The sequence below is a fragment of the Ancylobacter sonchi genome (assembly GCF_018390695.1).
GTDB classification, from domain to species: domain Bacteria; phylum Pseudomonadota; class Alphaproteobacteria; order Rhizobiales; family Xanthobacteraceae; genus Ancylobacter; species Ancylobacter sonchi.
This window is the reverse complement of the sequence record NZ_JAHBGF010000012.1, coordinates 126031-149080: the sequence shown is the minus strand read 5'-3', so window position 1 is coordinate 149080 and position 23050 is coordinate 126031. Positions and strand designations below refer to the sequence as shown.

Here is a 23050-nt window from a genome sequence, read left to right as displayed (position 1 = left end):
CCAGCCGGCCAGCCTGTCGAAGCGACATCTCGGGGGGATGCCATGAGCGGCGACTACAGTCGGAACGGCTTCGACGCACGGCGGCATTTCAGCGTCGTGCGCCTGCAGCAGGGCCGGGTCGGGCTCGATTCCGACTGGAACGAGCAGGCCGACATCGTCGAGCGGCGCCAGCGCGCCCACACCGTCGATTTGGTCGGGCGGCAGGGCGTGCCGCGCGAGACGGCGGACGGCTTCCGCATCACCCTCGGCTCCAGCGGCGGTCGGCCGACGCTCGGCATCGGGCGTGGGCGCATCTATGTCCACGGCCTGCTGGCGGAGAACCACAACGGGCCGCAACTGTCCTTCGACCTGTCGACGCTCAAGGCCGATGGGCGCAGCGCGGTCGGCATCCTCGGCGAAACGCTCGGCCCGGCCACGCTCGACTATGCGAGCCAGCCCTATTGGCCGACGCCCGAGCCGGTGCCGACCGACGGGCCCTATCTCGTCTATCTCGATGTCTGGCAGCGCGAGGTCGGCGCCATCGAGGATCCTTCGCTGCTGGAGAAGGCGCTCGGCGGCGTCGACACCACCACCCGTCTGCAGACCGTGTGGCAGGTGCGGGTGCTGGGCAAGGTCGGCTCCGGCCTCGTCGAGGCGGCGAACGCGCTGTGGCAGCGCGTCGAGCGGCCGCGCCTGCCGCTCGGGCGGCTGACCACCCAGCTCGATCCCTCCGTGCAGCCGTCCAATCCCTGCCTGATCGCCGCGCCCGGCGGCTATGCCGGGCTGGAGAACCAGCTCTACCGGGTCGAGGTGCACCAGGGCGGGGTGCCAGGCACCGCGACCTTCAAATGGTCGCGCGACAACGCCACGGTCGCCACCACGGTGGAGGAGGCGATCTCCAGCAGCATCCTGCGGGTGGCTTCGACGGGGCGCGACGCGGTGCTCGGCTTCGATCCCGGCCAGTGGGTCGAGATCACCGACGACCGGCGCGACTTCGCCGGCCAGCCGGGCACGCTGATGAAGATCGCCGATGTCGATCATGAGCGTCGGCGCATCACCTTCGCCGCCGCGATCCCGGCCGACCTGCTGCCGAGCGGCCTCGGCGCCGACAGCTTCGCTGCCCGCCACACCCGCCTGCGGCGCTGGGATCAGGCCGGCGTCGTGCGCGACACGGCCGGCAATGTCGTCGCCGATCTCGACGCGGCGGGCGCCGGCGGCGCCATCGCGGTTCCGGCCGCCGGCAGCGTGGTGGTGGTGCTGGAGAGCGGAATCCGGGTCGCGTTCGACGTCGCCGAGGCGGGTGGGCGCTTCCGCACCGGCGACTACTGGACCTTCGCCGCGCGCAGCATCGATGCCTCGGTCGAGCCGTTGGCGCTGGCGCCGCCGGAGGGGATCCACCGCCATTGCGTGCCGCTGGCGCTGGTCGTCGCCGGCGAGGTGATCGACCTCAGGCCCGTGTTCAACCCGGCGGCCGGGCGCGTCCGCGTGGCCTCGGCGCTCTACGAGGATCCCGACGGCCGGACGCGGGCGATCCGGGCCGGGCAGGAAATTCCCGTCAACCTGTTCGCGCAAGGGTTGAGCGTGCTGCTGCATGACAGTGTCGACGCCGACAGCGTCAATGACGGCTCGGTCGTGGTCACCGCCGAGATCCCCTACCGGTTGCCCGCGCCCTATGCCGATCTGGGCTCCGGGGTGGTGGCCTACCAGCCGGTGGTGCTGCCGGCGGACGTGTCCCGGCCGGGGGAGGGGGTGCTTGGATGGCGACCCTATCCGCAGACCGCCTCCTTCCTCGCCGATCTGGTGCAGAAGGACGTGCCGCGCCTCGGCAATGTCAGCTTCGAGCGCGAGTTCGAGGTGTATGACAATGGCGGGCCGGCCTCGCGCTGGGCGCTCGGCATCGGCAACAATGTGGTGCAGACGCAGGCGAGCGCCGGCTCGTCCAGCAATCCGCAGATCGGCACGCTGCCGACCATGGCGGTGCATCGCCACCGGCTGAAGGCGGACGCCGCTTATGTCGGCATGACCTGCGAGAACTCGCTGAACGGCGGCGTCGGGCTCGTCTACAACTGGCTGTCGCCGGGCGATTTTTCGCTGTTCGTCGCCCGCGAGGTCTGGGTACCGGTCGGCTTCAGCGGTGCGACGGTCAACCTCGTGATGTCGCATGCGCAGGTCAAGGGCGGGCAGATCGTCGCCGGCAGCCAGGTCGACAGGACCGTGCTCAACGGCTTCGGCGACCCCGCGCGGGTGGTGCTCGACGTCAAGCAGACCGCGCAGCGCTTGCAGTTCGGTTGCAGCGTCACGCTCACCGGGCGGAACTTCGTGCAGCCGGACATCGATTTCCCCGTCGTGAAGCAGTTGATCCCGGACAGCCGGATCGGCCTGCTCACCACCGGCACCGGCACGGCGCGGTTCACCCGCCTGCAGGCGGTGTACGGCGCCGACCAGCCGACGACGCTGGTGCCGGCGGGCCTCAATTCCCGGTTGCTGTCGCGGCTGGTGGTCAAGCGCTCGCTGCTGCGATTGAGTTCGGAGGCCGGCACCGCCACCACGACGCCGGCACCGGAGGCCGATTTCGAGACCTGGTTCTGGCTGACGCCGCCGACGTCGAGTTATTACGGCTATGGCTCCAGCGGCTATGGCAGCTATGGCGGCTTCCTCGGCATCGGCTTCGCGCGGATGGCCTTCGACGGCATGCTGCGGCGGGCGGGCGGCCAATGAGGGCGGTGTGGTCGCTCTGGACAAAGCCGCTGAAGGCCCGGCGGCGGACCGGCTGGCTCACGCCGCGCCATCATCTGCTGGCGTGGGTGCTCTCGGTCGAGCTCGCCCGTCGGCATTATCCCGACACCTGCCTCGTCGCCGACGCGGAAGCCGCCGCGGTGCTGGTCGACGCGCTCGGGTTGCCCTTCGGCGCGGTCAGCCTCGGCCTCGATGCCCTCGACGCGCACGATCCGGACTGGTGGGCGATCGGCAAGCTCTACGCCCATGTCGAGCAGGACCGGCCCTATGTGCATATCGACGCCGACGTGTTCCTGTGGGACCCGCTGCCCGAGCGTCTGGCCGGCCAGGCGGTGTTCGCGCAGAACCCGGAAGTCTCGATCTACGGCGCGTCCTACTACCGGCCGGAGAGCATCGAATACGACATAAGGCGCCAGGGCGGCTGGATGCCGGAGGAGTTCGAGCACTACATGCCGCTCGGCGGCGAATTGCGGGCGGAGAATTGCGGCATCGTCGGCGGCACGCGGGTCGATTTCATCCACCATTATGCGCGGCGGTCGATCGAGTTCATCGAGCACCCGGCGAACCAGACGATCTGGGCCGGCCGGCCGCGGCGGGACCAGGATTTCGTCACCTTCGAGCAGCTCATGCTGTCGGCCTGCCTCGCCTATCATCAGCGGCAGATCGGCTCGCCCTTCGCGGACGTGACCATGGCGCATCTGTTCGACAGTCACGACGATGCGCTGGCGCGCGCCAATGCCTGTGGCTACACCCATCTCGCCGCCGGTTCCAAGCGTGACCCGGAGATGTCGCGCCACCTCGAACAACTCGTCGCGCGCAGCTTTCCCGAGCATTGCCGCCGTATAGACGCCTTCCTCGCCGACCAGCCGCCGGGCTCGCCCTGGCTGGAATAAGGGCGGCCATGGCGGCGGCGGATCGCCGGCCACGGCCAGCCCACCGCCTTGGCGGCGCCTTCCGCCCCGACCCGCGACATGGAAGGCGCGCCCGCCTGTTGTTGCGGGTCGCCTGTCACTGCGGCGACGCAGGGTGTTGATCCGGGCGGGCCGCTTGCCGACGCCGATGGCCGCGCCGCGGATGAAGGGGCTGGTCTCTTCGCTGGCGTCCCGCTTGAGGGGGCCGCGCCGGCGCTGACATGCCTCGCCCTCCATCTGGCCGGTTACTGGCGCGGCCATTGCTCCCGACGACCCGCTCGGCCCGATGACGATCATCGCCATCGAGTTTGCCGGCTCATGAATCGGCGTCGTCGGTCCACGACCCGGCACGCGACCGTTCGGGCGGAGCGGTCATCCGGCTTCGGTTGCAGCTGACGGTCCGGCCCGGCGCCCCTTCTCCCTTCCGCTATCAAGCCACCCGAGACCGCCTGAAGGCCTCCCATCCGGCCACCCCTCCGGGCACCGTCGGGCTGGTGCCGGCCTTGCGGATGTGACGCCGGCGGCCCATGCCGGAGAACGATCGCAGAATAATATATATTTCCGATAGACAAAAATTCTCGACGGCTTATGTTGCCGCAACTGGGCGCGGCGATCCGCTGAACCCCTCGCCATCCGAAGCCCGGCGTACCGGGCGCCCCTGGCGGTTTGCCTTGTCTTCAAGGCCTTAGCCGCCGCATCCGACGATCCGCCGCCATGACCAGCAACAGCCGCATCCACCTCAACGTCTTCGTGCCCACCACCGGACATCACGAGGCCTCTTGGCTGCATCCGGGCACCCAGCCCGAGCGCCTGACCGATATCGGCTATTATCGCGAGACTGCCGCCATCGCCGAGCGCGGCACCTTCGACTCGCTGTTCCTCGCCGACCAGCTCGCCATCGGCCGCAGCGTGAAGCATGTGGCGCAGGGCAAGCTGGAGCCGCTGACCCTGCTCTCGGCGCTGGCCGGCGCCACCGAGCGGATCGGGCTGATCGCCACCGCCTCGACCACCTATTCCGAGCCCTACAACCTCGCGCGCCAGTTCGCCTCGCTCGACCATATCAGCGGCGGGCGGGCCGGCTGGAACATCGTCACCTCCTGGTCGGCCGAGGCGGCGGGCAATTTCGGCCTCTCCCAGCGCAACTCGCATTCCGACCGCTACCGCCGCGCCACCGAATATGTCGAGGTGGTCCGCAAGCTGTGGGACAGCTGGGAGGACGACGCCCGCCTGCACGACCGCGCCACTGGCGTCTATGCCGACACCGACCGCATCCACGCCATCGATCATGAGGGCGAGGAATTCCGGGTGCGCGGCCCGCTCGACCTGCCGCGCCCGCCGCAGGGCCATCCGGTGCTGGTGCAGGCCGGCTCCTCCGAGGAGGGACGCGCCTTCGCCGCCCGCTATGCCGAGGCGATCTTCACCGCCCAGCAGCAGCTCCCCGACGCCCAGGCCTTCTATGCCGACGTCAAGCGCCGCGCCGTCGGCTTCGGCCGCGACCCGGACGGCATCAAGATCCTGCCCGGCCTGTCGCCCATCCTCGGCTCCACCGAGGCGGAGGCGCGCGCCCGCGAGGAGGAGCTCAACGACCTCACCATCCCGGCGGTCGGCCTCAAGCACCTCTCCCAGCGCTTCGACGGCTTCGACTTCACCCGCTTCCGGCTCGACGATCTGATCCCGGCCGAGGCCTTCCCCCGCCCGGCGACGGTGCAGGGCGCGCAGAGCCGCTCGCAGGTGATCCTCGACATCGTCGACCGCGAGCGCCCGACGCTGCGCGGGCTGCTGCGCCGGCTCGCCGGCGGGCGCGGCCACAAGGTGCTGGCCGGCACCCCGGCCGCCATCGCCGACCACATCCAGCTGTGGGTGGAGCAGCGCGCCGCCGACGGCTTCAACATCATGCCCGCCACCGTGCCGACAGGGCTCGCCGACTTCGTCGACGAGGTGGTGCCGATCCTGCGCAAGCGTGGCCTGTTCCGCACCGACTATGCCGGCCGGACGCTGCGCGACCATTACGGGCTGGTCCGCCCGGCGAGCCGCTACGCCCGCTCGGCCTGATCGGCCTGACCGGACGGGTTTCGTCCTCATCCTACACCTCACTGCCCTGACCGACCGGAGCCTGACGTGAGCCTGCCGTCCCCCACCCCCCGCTTCGCCCCGCCGCCGCAGGTCGCCGACCGGCCCCGGCTGGAGCTGCGCAATCTGCGCAAGCGGCTCGGCGACACTGCCGCCGTCAACGGCATCGATCTTGCGGTCGCGCCGGGAGAAAGCGTGGTTCTTCTGGGACCTAGCGGCTGCGGCAAGACCACGACCCTGCGCATGGTCGCCGGTTTCCTGCAGCCGGATGGCGGCGAGATCCATCTCGACGGCGTGGTGGCCTCCACCTCGGCCTTCGCCCTGCCGCCGGAGAAGCGCCAGCTCGGCATGGTGTTCCAGTCCTATGCCGTGTGGCCACACCGGACTGTCGCCGAGAATGTCGGCTATGGCCTTGAAGTTGCTGGTAAAAAGAAGGCGGAGATCGAAGCCGGCGTTGCCGAGGTTCTCGACCTCGTGCAGCTGTCCGCGCTGGCGAAGCGCTACCCGGCGGAGCTGTCCGGCGGCCAGCAGCAGCGCGTGGCGCTCGCCCGCTCGCTGGCGACCAAGCCGTCGCTGCTGCTGCTCGACGAGCCGCTGTCCAATCTCGACGCCTCGCTGCGCGAGGAGATGCGCTTCGAGCTGCGCGCGCTGCAGAAAAACATCGGCCTAACAACGCTTTACGTCACGCATGACCAGGATGAGGCGCTCGTCCTTGCCGACCGGATCGTGGTGATGAACAAGGGCCGCATCGAGCAGCTGGGCACGCCGGAAGAGGTCTACCGTACCCCGGCGAGCCGCTTCGTGGGCAGCTTCGTCGGCATCGCCAACCTGCTGGAGGGCGAGGTCGACGCGGTCGACCGGGCCGCCGGCAAGGTCCGCATCGCCCTCGATGCCGGCGACCGGCTGTGGAGCCGCGCTCCCGCGCGCTGGCTCGCCGACGCGGCACCCGGCAGCCGGGCGACCGTGCTGCTGCGGCCGGAGGATTTCCGGCTCGAACAGCCGCAAGTGCCTGATCAGGAAACCGGAATCGACGTTTCCTTCCTGTCGGAATCCTTCCTAGGCAGCCATTACGAGCTGAAGCTGCAGGCCGGCGCCACGCCGCTGCGCGTGCAGTCGCGCCGCCGTGGCAGCTTCGTCGACGGGCGCACGCGGCTTTGGGCCCGGCCGGGAAGCGCATGGGTGGTGGCATGAGCGAGATCACCGCCTCCCATCATCTCGCCGAGGGCACCCGTGCGACGACCCCGCTGCTGCGCCGGCTGTCGTCGCTTCAGCCGGTCCGCTTCCTGATCATTGGCGGCTCGATCGCTATCCTGTTGGCGTTGATCGCTTATCCGCTGGCGCTGCTCGCCGGCTACAGCTTCATCGATGCCCATGGCAACCTGACCTTCGACACCTTCGAGAAGGCCTTCGCCCGCCGCGGCATGTGGCAGGCGACGCTCAATTCCGGCTGGCTGGTGCTGTTCGTGACCGTCGGCGCCTGCGCGCTCGGCGTGCCGCTCGCCTGGATCGTCGCCCGCACCGACGCGCCCGGCAAGGCGCTGATAACCCTCTCGGCCGGCATCTCCTTCGTGATCCCGACCTTCATCTCGGTGATCTCCTGGATCTTCCTCGCCGCGCCAAACTCGGGCTATCTCAACAGGTTAGCCGTCGAATACCTCGGCTTCAGCGCCGCGCCGCTCAACATTATGAGCTTCGGCGGGCTCGTCTTCATCGAGATCGTCGGCGTCTATCCGCTGGTGTTCTTCGCCGTCAGCGCGGCCTTGAACAACATCGACGCCAGCCATGAGCAGGCGGCGCGCGTGCTGGGCGCCGGCCGGCTGCGTACCACCCTTACGGTGACGCTGCCGCTGGTACGCCCGGCCATCCTGTCGGCGGTGATCCTGGTCATGCTCGACGCGCTGTCCTCCTTTGGCGCGCCGGCGGCGATCGGAACCATGGCGAATTTCTCGGTGATCACCACCAAGATCTACGACCTGCTGAAGTTTCCGCCGCAGTTCAACTACGCCGCCGCGGTGGCGATGCCGATCCTGATCGTCACCGCCATCAGCCTGCTGATCCAGAAATACGCCATCCGCACCGAGAATTTCCGCACCCTCACCGGCAAGGCGACGCCGGACCAGATCACCCGGCTCGGCCGCTGGCGCTGGCTGGCGGGCGGCTTCTGCCTGGTGGTGGCCTTCGGCACCGCCATCCTGCCGGTCGGCGCACTGGTGCTGCTGTCGCTGCTGTCCTCCTTCGGCGCGCCGATCAGCCTCGGCAATCTCGTCACCAAGCATTACGGGCTGATCTTCGACGAGGACTTCGTCGCCCGCGCCTCGATCATCCATTCGATGCTGCTGGCGCTCGCCACCGCCACGGTCTGCGCGACGCTCGGGCTGGTGCTCGGCTGGGTGGTGGAGCGCTTCCGCTTCTTCGGCCGCGAGGTGATCTCCTTCCTGGTGATGATCGCCTATGGCTTCCCGTCCATCGCCTATGCGGTGGGAATCCTGATGGGCTATGTCGACCTGTTCTACGGCACGCTGACGCTCATCCTCATCGCCTATGCCGGCAAGCTCTTGCCCATCGCCTTCGTGCTGGTGAGGAACGGCATCCAGCAGCTCTCCACCGACCTCGAGGAGGCGGCGCGCATCTCCGGTGCCGGCTGGCTGCGTTCGATCAAGGACGTGACCTTCCCGCTGGTGCGCGGCGCGGTCGGCATCGCCTGGGTGCTGGTGTTCTCGCTCAGCCTGCGCGAGCTCTCCATGTCGGCGATCCTCGCCCAGTCGGACACCCAGGTGATGCCGACCGTGGTGCTGCAATTCATCGAGGACGGCGCCGTCGAACTCGCTGCCGCACTCGCCGTGATCATCGTCGCCGTCAGCCTGTCCATGCTCGGCCTCATCCGTCTCTTCACCCGCAAGAAGACGGCCGTCGTCAGCTAAGCGAAGCCACCGCCATGACCCTGCACGCCCCCCTCTCCGAACGTTTCGACGAAACGGTCGACGTCCTCGTCGTCGGCTTCGGCTTCGCCGGCGGGGCCTCCGCCATCGCCGCGCACGATGCCGGCGCCCACGTGCTGCTGATCGAGAAGCAGCCTGATCCGGGCGGCATCTCGATCTGCGCCGGCGGCGGTATCCGCACCGTCGTCGAGCCGGAAGGCGCGCGCGCCTATCTGCGCCAGGCGGTCGGGCCGGACGTGCCGGCAGACGTGCTCGACACCGTCGCCGCCGGCATGGCCGAGCTGGAGCCTTATTTCCGCGACCTCGCCAAGGTGAACGGCGCGCAGATCGAGGTGCACCGGCGCGTCGCCAACTACCCGTTCCCCGGGCACGACGCCTTCGGTACGGTCGAGGTGCTGTCGATCCCCGGCTTCGATGCGCGGACCGAATACCCGCATGTGCGCGGCCGCCTGCGCGGGCCGAACGTGTTCAAGCTGGTGCACGACAATGTCCGCGCCCGCGGCATCGAGGTGCGGCTGAACACGGCGGCGGAACGGTTGATCCTCGGGCCGGATGGCGGCGTGCTCGGCGCCGAGGTCCGTACCGGCGGCGAGGTGACGCGCATCGCTGCCCGGCGCGGGGTCATCCTGGCCTCCGGCGGCTTCGAGGCGGCGCCCGACATCCAGCGCAAATACTGGCAGATCCGCCCGGTGCTGCCGGTGGCCACGCGGGGCAATACCGGCGACGGGCTGCGCATGGCGCAGGCGGCCGGCGCCGACCTCTGGCACATGTGGCACTTTCACGGTTCCTACGGCTTCCGCCATCCCGACCCGGCCTATCCTTATGGCCTGCGCGTCAAGAAGGTGCCGGACTGGACGCCGGAGTTGCAGGAGCCGGATGTGCGCCTGTCCTGGATCGTGCTCGACCGCCAGGGCCGGCGCTTCATGAACGAGTACCAGCCCTATCTGCAGGACACCGGCCACCGCCCGCTCGACCAGTACGACGCCCAGACGCAGCGCTTTCCGCGCATCCCGGCCTTCCTCGTCGTCGACGAGGAGGGGCGCAAGCTCTACCCGCTCGGCCAGACCGTGCTGAACGACCGCACCGTCGAGCCCTATGAGTGGAGCGGCGACAATCTGAAGGAGGTCGGCAACGGCATCCTCAAGCGCGCCGACAGTGTCGAGGAACTCGCCGCGCTCATCGGCGCCGATCCCGCCACGGTGGCTTCGAGCCTCGCGCGCTGGAACGCCTCGGTCGAGGCCGGGCACGACGGCGACCACGACCGCCCCACCGGGACGCTGTTCCCGGTGCGCAACCCGCCCTTCTATGTCGGCGAGCTCTGGCCGGTGGTCAGCAACACGCAGGGCGGCCCGGCGCATGACGCCCGCCAGCGCGTGGTGAACGCCCACGGCGCGCCGATCCCGCGCCTCTACGAGGCCGGCGAGATCGGCTCGATCTGGGGCTTTCTCTATCTCGGCGCCGGCAACCTCGCCGAGTGTTTCGTCACCGGCCAGATCGCCGGCCGCGAGGCTGCGAGCGAACGCCCCTGGGCCTCGTCGCCCGAGCTGACCGTCGCCTAGCCAGGCGCTTCCCAAGGACAAGCCTATGACGACCCGCAAGCAGATGGCGCTCGGCGCCTTCCTCTATCCCACCGGCCACCACGCCGCCGCCTGGCGCCACCCGCAGGCGCAGGCCGATGCCGGCATCAATTTCAAGCACTATGCGCAGGTCGCGCAGCAGGCCGAGGCCGCGAAGTTCGACCTCCTGTTCCTCGCCGACAGCGCCGGCGCGCGCGGCGAGGACTGGGGGGCGCTGGCGCGCTTCTCCACTCACTATGTCGCGCAGTTCGAGCCGCTGACCCTGCTCGGGGCGCTGGCGGCGGTGACCGAGCGCATTGGCCTCGTCGCCACCGCCTCCACCACCTATAACGAGCCCTACACGCTGGCGCGCAAATTCGCCTCCATCGACCATATCAGCGGCGGGCGCGCCGGCTGGAACCTCGTCACGTCCGGCAATGAGGGCGAGGCGTATAATTTCGGCCGCGACACGCATCCCCCGCATGACGAGCGCTACCGCCGCGCGACGGAATTCCTCGCCGTCGCCGAAGGGCTGTGGGATTCGTGGGAGGACGACGCCTTCACCCGCGACAAGGCGAGCGGCGTGTTCTTCGATCCGGAGAAGGTCTACAGCCTCGACCATCGCGGCGAGTTCTTCGCCGTGCGCGGCCCGCTCAACATTCCCCGCTCGCCGCAGGGCTGGCCGGTGCTGGTGCAGGCCGGCTCGTCGGAGGCCGGCAAGGAACTCGCCGGCACCTCGGCCGAGGTGGTGTTCACCGCCCAGCAGACGCTGAAGGACGCGCAGGCCTTCTACCGCGACGTGAAGGCGCGGGCCGTAGCGCATGGCCGCTCGCCGGACGACGTGAAGATCCTGCCGGGCAACTTCCCCGTGGTCGGTCGCACCGAGGCGGAGGCGAAGACGAAGTTCGACGAGTTGCAGAGCCTTATCCACCCGGATGTCGCCCTGTCGATCCTCGAGCACCGGCTCGGCATCCCGCTGCGGCATTTGCCGCTCGACGGGCCGCTGCCCAAGGACATCCCGCTCACCAATGCCGCCCGCAGCCGGCAGGCGCTGCTGCTGGAGCTCGCCGAGCGCGAGGGCCTGTCGATCCTTCAGCTGGGCCTCAGGGTCGCCGGCGCGCGCGGCCACTGGCAGGTGGTCGGCACGCCCGAGCAGATCGCCGACGTCATGGAAGAGCGCTTCCTCAACGAGGGCGCCGACGGCTTCAACGTCATGCCGCCCTACCTTCCCGGCGGACTGACTGATTTCATCGAACTGGTCATCCCGGAACTGCGCCGGCGCGGCCTGTTCCGCACCGACTATGAGGGTCGCACGCTGCGCGAGCATCTCGGCCTGAAGCGCCCCGGGCGCCACCACAAGCACAACAAGGCGATCGAGGGCGCGGGTCATCCCGCCGCCTCGCCGGCCGCCGCCTGACAGACATCACCCGTTTCGGAGACACGTCCATGCTCATCGACAAGCGCAGCCTCATCAAGGGCGCCGCCGCACTCGCCCTCGCCGCCGGCCTTGCCGCGCCCTTCTCTCCCGCCCGCGCCGACACGCTGCCGGAGCGCTTCGCAGGCCTCTACGAGGCGGCGAAGAAGGAAGGCCAGGTGGTCTTCTATACTTCCTACCGGCAGGAGACGAGCACGGCGGTGCTGGAGTTCTGGCGCAAGACCTTCCCGGATGTGAAGCTCAACATCGTCCAGAAGCAGACCCTCGATCTCATCCCGACCATCGAGGCGGAGAAGGCGGCCGGCCGCACCAACCCGGACGTGGTGTTCATCTCGCAGCGCTTCATCCTCGACGACTGGAAAAAGCGCGGCTACCTCACCCCCTACAAGGTGCGCGACTTCGACAAGATCGGCGGAAATTATCGCGACGCCGACGGCAACTACCTGGCCACCGCCTCGACGCTGCTGTCCGCGGCCTACAACCCGAAGGTCTTCCCCGATCCGTCGGTGCTGCCGAGGAAGATCACCGACTTCCTCGATCCGAAGTGGAAGGGCAAGATCGTGTTCTCCGATCCGCGCTCGGCCGCCTCGCAGCTCACCTGGTTCCAGACGCTGCTCGCCCACAACATCATCACCTGGGACACCATCAAGGGCTTTGCGGCGCAGGACTTCCTGTTCACCCGCGGCAATGCCGAATCCGTGCGCCTGCTGGTGGCCGGCGAGCGCGATCTCTCGCCGCTGATCTCCTCGCAGAACGTCATCACCGCCAAGGAGCGCGGCCAGAGCATCGAGGCCTACATTCTCGACGAGGGCGTCGTCACCAACGAGAACTATCTGGCGATCTTCAAGGGCGGCCCGAACCCCGCCGCCGCCAAGCTGCTGATCGAGGTGCTGACCAGCGCCGAGGGCCAGGAGATCGTCGCCGAGGCCGGTTCCTACATCCCGACCCACCCGGATGCGAAGACGCCGGCCGGCCTGCCCAAGCTCGCCGACATCAAGGTGATCGTCGCCGACCAGGACATTGGCGGTGATGCCTCGCAGAAGTTCCTCGAGCAGTTCGACGCGGCGTTCAACCGCCAGTGACACGGTTCCGGCCCCCGCGCGGGGCCGGTCCTCCTACAGGATAGCCAGACATGACCACCGCCTTCCCGCGCCTCGACGCCACCACCCTGCATGCCCGGCTGAAGGGGGCGGAGGAGATCGCCCTGCTCGACGTGCGCGAGGAGGGCATCTTCGGCGACCGGCACATCCTCGTGGCGTCCAACGCGCCGCTTTCCCGGCTGGAGCGGATCGTGCCGCCGTTGGTGCCGCGCCGCGCCACGCCGATCGTGCTGGTCGACGACGACGAGACGCTGGCCGAGCGCGCCGCGCACGTGCTGGCGCGTGCCGGTTATGGCGATGTCGCCATCCTCGCCGGCGGCGTGCCGGGCTGGGCGGCGGCCGGCTTCGAGCTGTTCGCCGGCGTCTATGTGCCGAGCAAGGCCTTCGGCGAGTTCGTCGAGATCGGCTACGCCACCCCGCATATCGATCCGCACGAGTTCGAGGCCCGCCGCAAGGCCGGCGAGGACATCGTGCTGCTCGATAGCCGGCCCTTCGACGAATATAGCTGGATCACCATTCCCGGCGCCATCGACTGCCCCGGCGGCGAACTCGTGCTGCGGGTCCGCGAGAGCGTGCCGAGCGACGACACTCTGGTGGTGGTCAATTGCGGCGGCCGCACCCGTTCGATCATCGGGGCTCAGGTGCTCATCGATGCCGGATTGCCGAACAAGGTAGTGTCGCTGAAGAACGGCACGCAGGGCTGGCATCTCGCCGGACTCGACGTCGAGCGCGGCGCCTCGACTGTGGCCCCGCTCCCCTCGGTGCCGGCGCATGACTGGGCGCGGGAAGCCGCAGCACGCCTCGCCGGGCGCTACGGGGTGCCCACCATCGACGCCGCCACCCTGGCGACCTTCGAGGCGGAACAGGCGGCGACGACGCTGTACCGCTTCGACGTGCGCGATCCGGCCGAGTACCGCGCCGGTCATCGGCCCGGCTTCCTGTCGGCGACCGGCGGCCAGCTGGTGCAGGCGACCGACACGTTCATCGCCGTGCGCCGCGCCCGCATCGTGCTCGCCGACGATGACGGCGTGCGCGCCCGCACGGCGGCGGCATGGCTCGCCCGCATGGGCTTCGACCACGTATTCGTGCTCGACGAGGCCGCGCCCCTCGCCGTGCCGGAAGTCGGCGACGCGCCGGAGACGGTGGTCGGTCTGGCCGAGATCGTGGCGGAGGAGATCGCGCCCGCCGAGCTTGCTCCCCTGCTGGAGCGGGCGGAGGCCGTCGTCGTCGTCGTCGACCTCGGCTCGACGCGGCATTATCGCGCCGGCCACATTCCCGGTGCGTGGTTCGCCATTCGCAGCCGGCTCGCGGAGGATGTCGCCCGGCTGCCTTCCGCTCCGCTCTATGTGCTGGCGTCTCCCGACGGCGTCATCGCCCGGCTTGCCGCTGCCGAGTTCGCGCAGGCGACCGGAGCGCTGGTGAAGCTGCTCGCCGGCGGCACGCAAGCCTGGCAGGCGGCCGGACTGCCGCTCGAAACGCAGCCCGAACGCCTCGCCTCGCCGCCGGAGGATGTGATGCTCAAGGCCTTCGAGCGCCGCGACAAGCGCGAGGACGCCATGCGCGAATATCTGCAATGGGAGCTCGATCTCGTCGAGCAGGTGCGTCGCGACGGCACCATCCAGTTCCGCCTTTGAAGCCAGCAGCAGGAAACGCATCATGAGTTCCGCCGATAATCGCCCGCTCTCCGGCCGGGTCGCCCTCGTCACCGGCTCGGCCCGGCGCATCGGCCGTGAGAGCGCCCTGCTGCTGGCGCGCGAGGGTGCGCATGTCGTCGTGCACGCCAAGTCGTCGCGCGACGAGATCGAGGCGGTTGCCGCCGAGATCCGCGCCGAAGGCGGGCAGGCGACGGCGCTCCTCGCCGACATCACCGTCGAGGCCGAGGCGCAGGGTCTGGTCGAGGCCATTCTCAAGGAGACCGGGCGGCTCGACATACTGGTGAACAATGCCGCGGTGCGCGGCGAACGGCCCTTCACCGAGCTGGATCTTGCGACGTTCCGCTCGGTCTATTCGGTCATCGTCGAGGGCGCCTTCCTCGTGACCCGTGCCGCCGTGCCGGCGATGGTGCGCAACGGTTTCGGCCGCATCGTCACCATCGGCGGGGTGAGCGCGCATGCCGGCGTGTCGCATCGCGTGCATGTGGCCACCGCCAAGGCCGCGCTGGTCGGCTTCACCAAGGCGCTGGCGATCGAGTTCGGCGAGCAGGGCATCACCGCCAACATCGTGGTACCCGGCCGGATCGGCGGCGCCCGCTCCAAGACCTCCGGTTCGGGCGGCGCCTTCCCCGGCGGCGGCTATCTGCCGGTCGGGCATGAAGGCGCGCCGCGCAACGTGGCGGAGATCGTGCGCACCCTTGCGCTGCCGACCGGCGACTTCCTCACCGGCCAGACCATCCATGTGAATGGCGGCATGTATCTGCCGTGATGATCGCCCGGCGAGGCGGCTGACGCCTCGCTTTTGGCCGGCGGTTCGCATGGAAGGCGGTACGCGTCCGTTCCCGCCCCCTCGGCTCAGGCCGCGTCGCCGTCCCGCAGCGGGACGCGGCTGGCCGCATTGTGGGAATCGGCCAGCTCCTTGAGCATGGCGAGCAACTGCGTCGCGCGTTCCGCCCCCAGGGGAGCCAGCAACCGCGCCTGGCTGCGGAGCACGTGCTCGCGCACCTCGGTACGTAGCTGTTGCCCCGGCTCGGTGATGTAGAGCCGACGTACGCGGCGGTCGGCCGGATCGACCTCCCGGCGGATGAGGCCGCGTGCCTCCAGCCGTTCCACGCATTTGGTGACGGATGAGCGGTCGAGGGCGGAGCGCTCCATCAGCCGCGTCTGATCGAGGCCGGGATCGGCGGCCACCACGGACAACGCGCCATATTGCGCCGGGCTGAGATCGAAGCCCGATGTCTCGTCGAGGAAGATCGCCATGGCGACCTGATTGCAGCGCCGGATCAGAAACCCCGGCAGGTTGCCGATATCGTCCGCCGAATGCGTCTCGCTCTGCATGCGACACTCCAATTGCGAGTTCATGTCGATCATGATAGTTGCATTACTGAATTTCAGCAATGCAATATGTTTCCCTGACGGAAACATTCGGATCGGCATCCAACCATGACCAGCCCCGGATCTGCCCCCAGCGTCCCCGACAGCGACGGCGCGCCGTCCAAGGTCACGCGACGCCTGCTGCGCGGCCTGCTGATACCCCTGTTCGCCCTGGCTATGGTGCTGGCGCTGGTGCGCTACTCGGCCGGCCACTGGAACGACTGGGTCGGCCTTGCCGCCGTCCAGACGACCGACGACGCGCAGATCCGCGCCGAGAACATCCGGGTCGCCAGCCGCATTTCCGGCGTCATCAAGAGCTTTCCGGCGCGGGACTTCCAGCGCGTCCATGCCGGCGACGTCATCGCGGAGATCGATCCGGCCGACAACGCCGCCGCCGTCGCCAAGGCGGAGGCCAATGTCGCCGCGGCGGAGGCGACCCTCGCCAACCTTGCCAACCAGATCGCGCTCCAGCGCGCGGTCATCGAGCAGGCCGATGCCGCGCGTGCCTCGGCCGTGGCCAAGGAACTCGAAAGCCGGCAGGAGCGGCAGCGCCAGGAAGCGCTGCTGCCGACCGGTTCCGGCACCAAGCAGCGTGTCGAGCAGGCGATCGCGGCGCATGTGACGGCGCAGGCGGACCTGAAGGCCGCCGAAGCCTCGCTGACGGCGCAGAGCCGGCAACTGGATGTTCTCTCCGGCACCCGGCGCCAGCAGGAGGCGGAACGGGCGGCGGCGCAGGCGACGCTGGAGGCGGCGAAGCTGCAACTCGACTACACGCGGGTCGTCGCCCCGGCGGACGGCGTGGTCGGCGAGCGGCTGGTGCAGGCCGGCAGCTATGTCTCCGCCGGTACCAGCGTCATCGCGCTGGTGCCGCTGCCGCATGTCCATGTCATCGCCAACTACAAGGAGACCCAGCTGCCCAACGTCGCCGTGGGCCAGCCGGTCGACATCACCGTCGACGGCCTGCCCGATGTCACGTTGCGCGGGCATGTCGAGCGGATCGCGCCGGCGAGCGGCTCGCAATTCGCACTGCTGCCGCCGGACAACGCGACCGGCAACTTCACCAAGGTGGTGCAGCGCATCCCGGTGCGGATCGCCATCGACGAGGGGCAGGTGGCGCTGGACCGGCTGCGCCCGGGCATGTCGGTGGTCACGGCGATCCGTACCGACCGCAGAGCCCGGATGGCGGCACAGCCATGAGCGCGCCGGCGCCGGATCTGCCCGCCGACAACCCGGTGACGCGCGGGGCGCGCTCGCATCATCCGGGCTTCGCGGTGGCCGCGGTGATGGTCGGCACGTTCCTGGCGGCCTTCGACAGCCGCTTGTTCACGGTCGGGCTCGCTGATCTGCGGGGCGGCTTTTCGCTCGGCTATGACGAGGGCGCCTGGCTGAGCACCGCCGCGCTGGCGCCGCAGATCCTGATTGCGCCGGCGGTGGCGTGGCTGGCCACCACCTTCGGGGTCCGGCGGCTGCTCGGCGTGCCCAGCCTGGTCTATGCGGCGATCTCGCTGCTGATCCCGTTCGTGCGCCATTACGAGTTGCTGGTCGTCCTGCATGTGGCGCGCGGGCTGCTGCTCGGCGTCTTCGTGCCGGCGACGCTGCTCATCATCCTGCGCAACCTTTCCATGCAGTGGTGGCTGCCGGCCATCGCGCTGTATGCCTTCCGGTCCGCCTTCACCCTCAATTCCGGTGCGGCGCTCGGGGGCTATTACGTGCAGACGCTGGGGTGGCAGTGGATGTACTGGCAGGATGCGCTGGTCGCGCCAGTCATGGCGCTGCTCGTCTATGTCGGCGTTCCGCGCGAGCGGGTGGATCGCGGGCTGCTCGTCCACGCGGACTGGGGCGGCATGCTGCTGTTCGGTGCCGGTCTCACCCTGATCTATGTCGGGCTCGACCAGGGCAACCGGCTCGACTGGCTGGAATCGGGAACGGTGGTGGCGACGCTGGCGGGCGGCGCGGCGCTGATCGTGGCGTTCTGGATCAACGAGTTGCTGCATCCGGAACCCTGGGCCAGCGCCAAGGTGCTGATGTCGCGCAACATTCTGCTCATGCTGGGCGTCACCGTGCTGTTCACCCTGACCAGCGTGTCGAACAGCCTGCTGGTTCCCAACTTCCTCGACGTGATCGGCACGCTGCGGCCGGAGCAGACCGGCGAATTGCTGTTCGGCTCCGTCGCGCTGCCGCTGATCGGCTTTACCGTGCTGGCGGTGTTCCTGCTGCGGCGGATCGATGCCCGCATCGTGCTGACGCTCGGCCTTGGTGCCTTCGCCCTTGCGAGCCTCATGGCGACGCGGCTGACGGGCGTGTGGCGGCTGGACGACTTCGTGCCCGTCACCCTGCTGCAATCGGCCGGCCACGGGCTGACCTTCGTCGCCATCATCGTTATCGCGCTGAGCAACGCCAACCCCAAGCGCGCGACCGCCTTCTCCGCCTATATCCAGGTCCTGCGCCTCGGCGGCGCGCAGATCGGACTCGCCTTGATGATGACCTGGCTCAGGATCCGCGAGCAGGTGCATTCCCACCAGCTGGGCCAGCACGTGTCGGATGGCGAAGCCTCCGTCGAGCAGGCGATGGCGGCCCTGGCCAGCCGCTTCACGCCCGTCGATGCCGGGTCGGCCTATCAGCGGGCGCTGAGTTCACTGGCCTCGCTGGTGAAGCAGCAGGCCAACGTGCTCGCCTATATCGACGGCTTTCAGCTGTGCTACTGGCTGGCGCTGGCAGGCCTGCTGCTGGTGGCGTTAATGAAGGCGCCGCCGCCCGGGCCGCTTGTTCCCCGTGCCTGACGCATGGCCCGGCAACGGTTCGACCCCGCGTGCCCAAAAATGCGAACGGCGCCGGCGGTCGCATGGATCGCCGGCGCCTCGACCACTCGTCGTTCCGGTGCGGCCGTCAGGCGGCTCGCGTCAGCCCGAGTTCGACATTGCCGCGGATCTCGACCTCGATCTCCAGGATCGACATCGGCGCGCCGCGCTCCAGGCGAACCTTCACGCTGTCACGCTCGCAGGGAACGCGCTTGGCGACGGCGGCCAGAATGTCCTCGCGGAGGCTGGACAGCAGGTCGTCGCCGCCGAGAACCTGGCGCTCATGCGAGAGCAGGATCTGCAGCCGCTCGCGCGCCTGGGGCGCGCTGCCATTGGTAAAGAAGCGCTTCCAGAGCGTCATGCCGCCCTCCGCAGGAACTTGCCGAACAGGCCGAGGCGCTGCTTCGGCACTTCCACCGCCAGTTCCTCGCCCTTGAGGCGCCGAGCTGCGTCGTTATAGGCGCGGGCCGGCACGCTGTCCGGGTCGTGGATCGAGACCGGCACGCCGAAGTTCGAGGCCTTCAGCACGTCCGGGCTTTCGGGCACGATGCCGAGCAGCGGCAGCGAGAGGATATCCAGCACGTCCTCGATCTTCAGCATGTCGCCGCGCGCGGCGCGGACCGCGTCGTACCGCGTCAGCAGCAGGCGCTTGTCGACGGTTTCGCCGCGCTCCGCCTTCAGCGTCTTGGAGTCGAGGATGCCGACGATGCGGTCACTGTCGCGGACCGAGGACACCTCGGGATTGGTGACGACGATCGCGATGTCGGCGTGGCGCATGGCCAGCGTCGCGCCGCGCTCGATGCCGGCCGGGCTGTCGCAGACCACCCAGTCGAAATGGCGGCGGAGGTCGTCGATGACCTTGTCGACGCCTTCTTCGGTCAGCGCGTCCTTGTCGCGGGTCTGCGAGGCCGGCAGCAGGAACAGCGAGTCGAGGCGCTTGTCCTTGATCAGCGCCTGCGGCAACCGGGCATCGCCCTGGATGACGTTGACGAAATCATAGACCACGCGCCGCTCGGCTCCCATGATGAGGTCGAGATTGCGCAGGCCGACGTCGAAATCGACGACGACGACCTTGTCGCCGGTACGCGCCAGCGCGGCACCGATCGCGGCGGTCGTCGTCGTCTTGCCGACGCCGCCCTTTCCAGACGTAACTGTAATGACCTTTGCCATGCCTCGCTCCTAAAGTGCGGCAAGCCGCAATGTGTCGTTCTCGGTCCACACACGCACGGCCCGCCCCCGCAGGGCACCGTCGATGTCTTCCGCCGTCCGGTAGGTCCCGTCGACGGCAATCAGTTCGGCTTCCATCTTCGTGCAGAAGATCTGTGCCCTCGAACCGTAGGTCGCTCCGGCGATCGCCCGCCCGGCCAGGGTGCCGTAGACGTGGATCGACCCGCCGGCGATGATTTCGGCGCCGGCGCCGACCGAGCCGACCACGGTCACGTCGCCCTCGAGGCAGACGATGGATTGGCCCGAGCGTACTCGCTGCTCGACCAGCATGTTCACCGGGTCGGTCGGCTCGACCGACTTGCGCGGCGGCTCAGCCACCGCGACCGGCTCTTCGGGGATGACGAGGGTGGCGTCGCGCCCGCCGCGCAGCACCGGCGGCATGGAGGCGTCGATCATGCTGGGCTTCACGCCCTCGAGCCCGACGAGGCGCACGCCGCGCGTGGCGAGCTCGCCGATCCAGCGCTCGACCTCGGCCTTGCTGGTGGCGGTGCCGGCCATGTCGAGCACGACGGTCCGCCCGGTGAAGAAGCCCGGCGAGCGCTCCAGCCAGATGTCGAAGTCGGCCAGCCAGGGCTGCAGCGGCACATCGGCCACCAGCGTCATCGCCATGAACGAGCGGCCGCGAAAGCGGATGGACGGGCCGGAGCGGCTGACAGCGTTCACGGTGCGAATCTCCTCTAGTGAGGAGAGAATCGGTTAATCTTGGTTAACGGCTGGTTAAGAACCGCCGGGAACCGCTTGCAGGGCAGGGGATTACAGGCCGAGCCGATCCATGATCCGGCCATGCAGCACCAGGGTGCGCACGCCCAGCGGCCAGAAGCCGTGGAAGGCGATCGGCTTCTGCGCCACCACCGGCAGGTCGAGCTGCGAGGCCGGGCCGTGCAGCAGCCGATCCGCCAGCTGGCGGGCGAGGGCGGTGCCGAGCGCGACGCCGCGGCCGTTGCAGCCGAGATAGATCAGCGCGTCCGGCGAGGGCTCGTGCACATGCGGCCAGTGGTCCTTGGTCATGGCCAGCTGGCTGTTCCAGCCATGGGTCCAGCGCACGCCCTTCAGCTGTGGCCAGAGCCGCTGCGCGTAGTCGGTGAGATAGGCGATGGCGTCCGGCGTGGCGATCGGGTGCATCGGCCCGCGCCCGCCCATCAGCAGGCGTCCCTGGGCATCGATGCGGTAATAGACGGTGATGCGCCCGCTCTCATAGACCGAGGGCCGGTTCGGCGTGATGCCGGTGCGCTGCGCCGCGCTCAGGGGCTCGGTGGCGGCGATGGCGCTGAACACCGGCACGATGGTGCGGCGCAGGCCTTGCCACAGATCGTCGGTGAAGCCGTTGGTGGCGATCAGGATCTTCTCGGCCTCGACGGTGCCGCCGGGCGTGTCGATCGACCAGCCGGAGGGCGTGCGGCGCAGCGCGGTGGCCCGGGTGCCGCCATGGATGCGGGCGCCGGCCGCCTGCGCCGCGCGGGCGAGGCCGCGCGAATAGGCGAGGGGATTGAGGTTGCCGCCGCGGGTATCGAGCATCGCGCCGTGATAGGCCGGCGTGCCCGTCGCCGTCGCCGCCGCGGCCCGGTCGAGCCACGTGACCGGCATGCCGCGCGCCATGCACTGGCGGGCAGTGGCCTCCACCGCCTCGCGCGCCCTGGCGCTGCGGGCGGCGCGCAGCGTGCCACCCTTATGGGCGTCGCAGGCGATGCCGAGCCGCTCGATCAGCTCGAAGGCGCGGGTCGGCGTGTCCCAGGCGAAGCTCACCATGCGCCGGCCGAGCTCGGGTCCCCAGGTCCTCTCGATCTCGTCGGGATCGAATTTGAGGCCGGGATTGAGCTGGCCGCCATTATTGCCGGAGGCGCCCCAGCCCGGCTCGTTGGCTTCCAGCACCACGACGTCGGTGCCGGCCTCGGCGAGGTGCAGGGCGGTGGTCAGCCCGACGATGCCGCCGCCAATGATCGCCACCGAGGCGCGGCGCGAGCCGTCGAGCGGCGGGGTCTGCGGCGGCGGCGGCGCGTCGAGCCGGTAGACGTTGGGGGGCAAGGGCTTCGGAGACGAGGGCTTCGGCGACGCCATGGTGCTCATGTCAGTTTCCCGCGAAGGGGCGCTCCTGTCGGTCGCCCTCGGTCGAGATGAAGGAGGTATCGAGTTCGTCGAGGCTGGCGCAGCCAAGGAAGCCCATCACGGCTTCCATCTCCTGCCGCAGCAGCCGCAGCACGTGGCTGGCGCCGGCTTCCCCTGCAATGGCGGTGCCGTAGAGCGGGGCGCGACCGATCAGGACCGCGTCGGCGCCGAGCGCCATCAGCTTCAGCACGTCGGCGCCACGCTTCACGCCGCTGTCGGCCAGCACGGCGGCCCGTCCGCGCACCGCTTCCACGATGGCCGGCAGGGCGCGCACCGGCGGCACGGCGGCGTCGAGATTGCGCGCCCCATGGCTGGAGACGACGATCCCGTCGACTCCGGCCTCCACCGCGCGCGCGGCGTCGTCGGCGCGCAGCACGCCCTTGAGGATCAGCCGGCCGGGCCAGCGGCGGCGCAGGTCCTTCAGGTCGTCCCAGCCCATGGCGTCGGTGAGGCGCACCTGCTCCCAGGTCGCCTTGCGGGTGATGCTGGAGCGGAAGCTCTCGGGATAGTGCCGATAGGTCGGAATGCCCTCGTCGAGCAGGTAGCGCAACAGCACGCCGCCCACCCAGCGCGGATGGGCGAGCATGTCGAGGCCGCCCTTGAGGCTGGCGCGAATCGGCACCTCGTAGCCGTTGCGGGCGTTGTATTCGCGGATCGGGTTGGCGACGGTGTCGACGGTCAGCACCAGCGTTTCGATGCCGTTGGCCCAGGCCCGGTCGATCAGCGCGTGGGAGAGCTCCCGCGCATGCCACATATAGAGCTGGAACCACAATTCGCCGCGCGCTTCGGTGGCGATGCGTTCCATCTCGGTCATGGAGCCGGTGGCGATGGTGAAGGGAATGCCGGCTTTCGCCGCCGCGCGGGCGAGTTCGATCTCGCCCTGGTGCCAGACGAGGCCGGCCGCCGCCGTCGGGGCGATCACCAGAGGCAGCGGCCGCTCGCGGCCGAACAGCCGGGTGGAGAGATCGCGGCGGGAGACGTCGACGAGCACGCGGGGATGGAAGGCGAGGTCGTCGAAGCTACGGCGCAGCCGGGCGAGGCCGACCTCGTCTTCGGCGCCGCGGTCGATATAGTCGAAGATGCCGCGCGGCAGGCGCCGCCGCGCCTGCTTGCGGACATCCTCGATATTGAGGGCGGTGGACAACATGCCGAGATCCTCGCCCGGCCGCG

18 protein-coding genes are annotated in these 23050 nt (G+C 69.4%); 12 read left to right on the top strand and 6 right to left on the bottom strand.

Annotated elements, in window-relative coordinates; all coding sequences use genetic code 11:
- The first annotated feature begins 42 nt into the window (after nt 1-42).
- The 10 genes from KHC28_RS05900 to KHC28_RS05855 all read left to right on the top strand — a co-directional run bounded on the left by KHC28_RS05900 (nt 43) and on the right by KHC28_RS05855 (nt 15147).
- On the top strand, nt 43-2697 hold the full coding sequence (locus KHC28_RS05900) for a DUF6519 domain-containing protein (protein ID WP_214007409.1): 2655 nt from the start codon (nt 43-45) through the stop codon (nt 2695-2697).
- Nucleotides 2694-3608: a DUF6734 family protein gene (locus KHC28_RS05895; RefSeq protein ID WP_214007408.1), complete on the top strand. Its 915-nt coding sequence runs from the start codon at nt 2694-2696 to the stop codon at nt 3606-3608. Before KHC28_RS05900 ends, KHC28_RS05895 begins: the two co-directional genes overlap by 4 nt.
- 732 nt (nt 3609-4340) lie before the next feature.
- The gene (locus KHC28_RS05890) at nt 4341-5678 is read left to right on the top strand and encodes an LLM class flavin-dependent oxidoreductase (protein WP_214007407.1); all 1338 of its coding nucleotides are present in this window, start codon (nt 4341-4343) and stop codon (nt 5676-5678) included.
- A gap of 66 nt (nt 5679-5744) precedes the next feature.
- Nucleotides 5745-6887, top strand: coding sequence for an ABC transporter ATP-binding protein (locus tag KHC28_RS05885; RefSeq protein ID WP_312893108.1), 1143 nt, complete (start codon nt 5745-5747; stop codon nt 6885-6887).
- The gene (locus KHC28_RS05880; protein ID WP_214007406.1) at nt 6884-8617 is read left to right on the top strand and encodes an ABC transporter permease; all 1734 of its coding nucleotides are present in this window, start codon (nt 6884-6886) and stop codon (nt 8615-8617) included. The genes KHC28_RS05885 and KHC28_RS05880 overlap by 4 nt, the downstream gene beginning before the upstream one ends.
- A gap of 14 nt (nt 8618-8631) precedes the next feature.
- Nucleotides 8632-10194 carry an FAD-dependent oxidoreductase gene (locus KHC28_RS05875; RefSeq protein WP_214007405.1) on the top strand — a complete coding sequence of 521 codons (1563 nt, stop codon included), beginning with the start codon at nt 8632-8634 and terminating at the stop codon, nt 10192-10194.
- A 25-nt stretch (nt 10195-10219) separates the two neighbouring features.
- Nucleotides 10220-11608: an LLM class flavin-dependent oxidoreductase gene (locus tag KHC28_RS05870; RefSeq protein WP_214007404.1), complete on the top strand. Its 1389-nt coding sequence runs from the start codon at nt 10220-10222 to the stop codon at nt 11606-11608.
- 29 nt (nt 11609-11637) lie between these two features.
- Complete coding sequence (locus KHC28_RS05865; RefSeq protein ID WP_214007403.1) at nt 11638-12708, top strand: ABC transporter substrate-binding protein; 1071 nt, start codon at nt 11638-11640, stop codon at nt 12706-12708.
- A 50-nt stretch (nt 12709-12758) separates the two neighbouring features.
- Nucleotides 12759-14360 (top strand): rhodanese-like domain-containing protein, encoded by a 1602-nt coding sequence (locus KHC28_RS05860; protein WP_214007402.1) that lies wholly within the window; start codon nt 12759-12761, stop codon nt 14358-14360.
- Between the two features lie 22 nt (nt 14361-14382).
- Nucleotides 14383-15147 carry an SDR family NAD(P)-dependent oxidoreductase gene (locus KHC28_RS05855; RefSeq protein ID WP_214007401.1) on the top strand — a complete coding sequence of 255 codons (765 nt, stop codon included), beginning with the start codon at nt 14383-14385 and terminating at the stop codon, nt 15145-15147.
- An 86-nt stretch (nt 15148-15233) separates the two neighbouring features.
- On the opposite strand, the gene KHC28_RS05850 is transcribed toward KHC28_RS05855, so the two are convergent.
- Entirely contained in the window at nt 15234-15716 is a 483-nt protein-coding gene (locus KHC28_RS05850; protein ID WP_214007400.1) for a MarR family winged helix-turn-helix transcriptional regulator, read from the bottom strand.
- A 105-nt stretch (nt 15717-15821) separates the two neighbouring features.
- On the opposite strand from KHC28_RS05850, the gene KHC28_RS05845 reads away from it, so the two are divergent.
- Together KHC28_RS05845 and KHC28_RS05840 are read left to right on the top strand one after the other, a co-directional pair.
- Nucleotides 15822-16949 carry an HlyD family secretion protein gene (locus tag KHC28_RS05845; protein ID WP_214007399.1) on the top strand — a complete coding sequence of 376 codons (1128 nt, stop codon included), beginning with the start codon at nt 15822-15824 and terminating at the stop codon, nt 16947-16949.
- Nucleotides 16946-18532, top strand: a complete 1587-nt coding sequence (locus KHC28_RS05840) for an MFS transporter (RefSeq protein ID WP_214007398.1) — start codon at nt 16946-16948, stop codon at nt 18530-18532. The genes KHC28_RS05845 and KHC28_RS05840 overlap by 4 nt, the downstream gene beginning before the upstream one ends.
- 106 nt (nt 18533-18638) lie before the next feature.
- Here the strand turns inward: KHC28_RS05840 and minE are convergent, their stop codons facing one another.
- From minE to KHC28_RS05815, 5 genes are all read right to left on the bottom strand, one after another.
- Complete coding sequence (minE, locus tag KHC28_RS05835) at nt 18639-18911, bottom strand: cell division topological specificity factor MinE (protein WP_214007397.1); 273 nt, start codon at nt 18909-18911, stop codon at nt 18639-18641.
- Nucleotides 18908-19720 carry a septum site-determining protein MinD gene (gene minD / locus KHC28_RS05830; protein ID WP_214007396.1) on the bottom strand — a complete coding sequence of 271 codons (813 nt, stop codon included), beginning with the start codon at nt 19718-19720 and terminating at the stop codon, nt 18908-18910. The genes minE and minD overlap by 4 nt, the downstream gene beginning before the upstream one ends.
- A gap of 9 nt (nt 19721-19729) precedes the next feature.
- Nucleotides 19730-20440, bottom strand: coding sequence for a septum site-determining protein MinC (gene minC / locus KHC28_RS05825; RefSeq protein WP_214007395.1), 711 nt, complete (start codon nt 20438-20440; stop codon nt 19730-19732).
- Nucleotides 20441-20530: 90 nt separating this feature from the next.
- The gene (locus tag KHC28_RS05820) at nt 20531-21841 is read right to left on the bottom strand and encodes an NAD(P)/FAD-dependent oxidoreductase (RefSeq protein ID WP_376772610.1); all 1311 of its coding nucleotides are present in this window, start codon (nt 21839-21841) and stop codon (nt 20531-20533) included.
- A gap of 1 nt (nt 21842) precedes the next feature.
- Nucleotides 21843-23027, bottom strand: a complete 1185-nt coding sequence (locus KHC28_RS05815) for an alpha-hydroxy acid oxidase (RefSeq protein ID WP_246564379.1) — start codon at nt 23025-23027, stop codon at nt 21843-21845.
- Between the last annotated feature and the right edge of the window lie 23 nt (nt 23028-23050).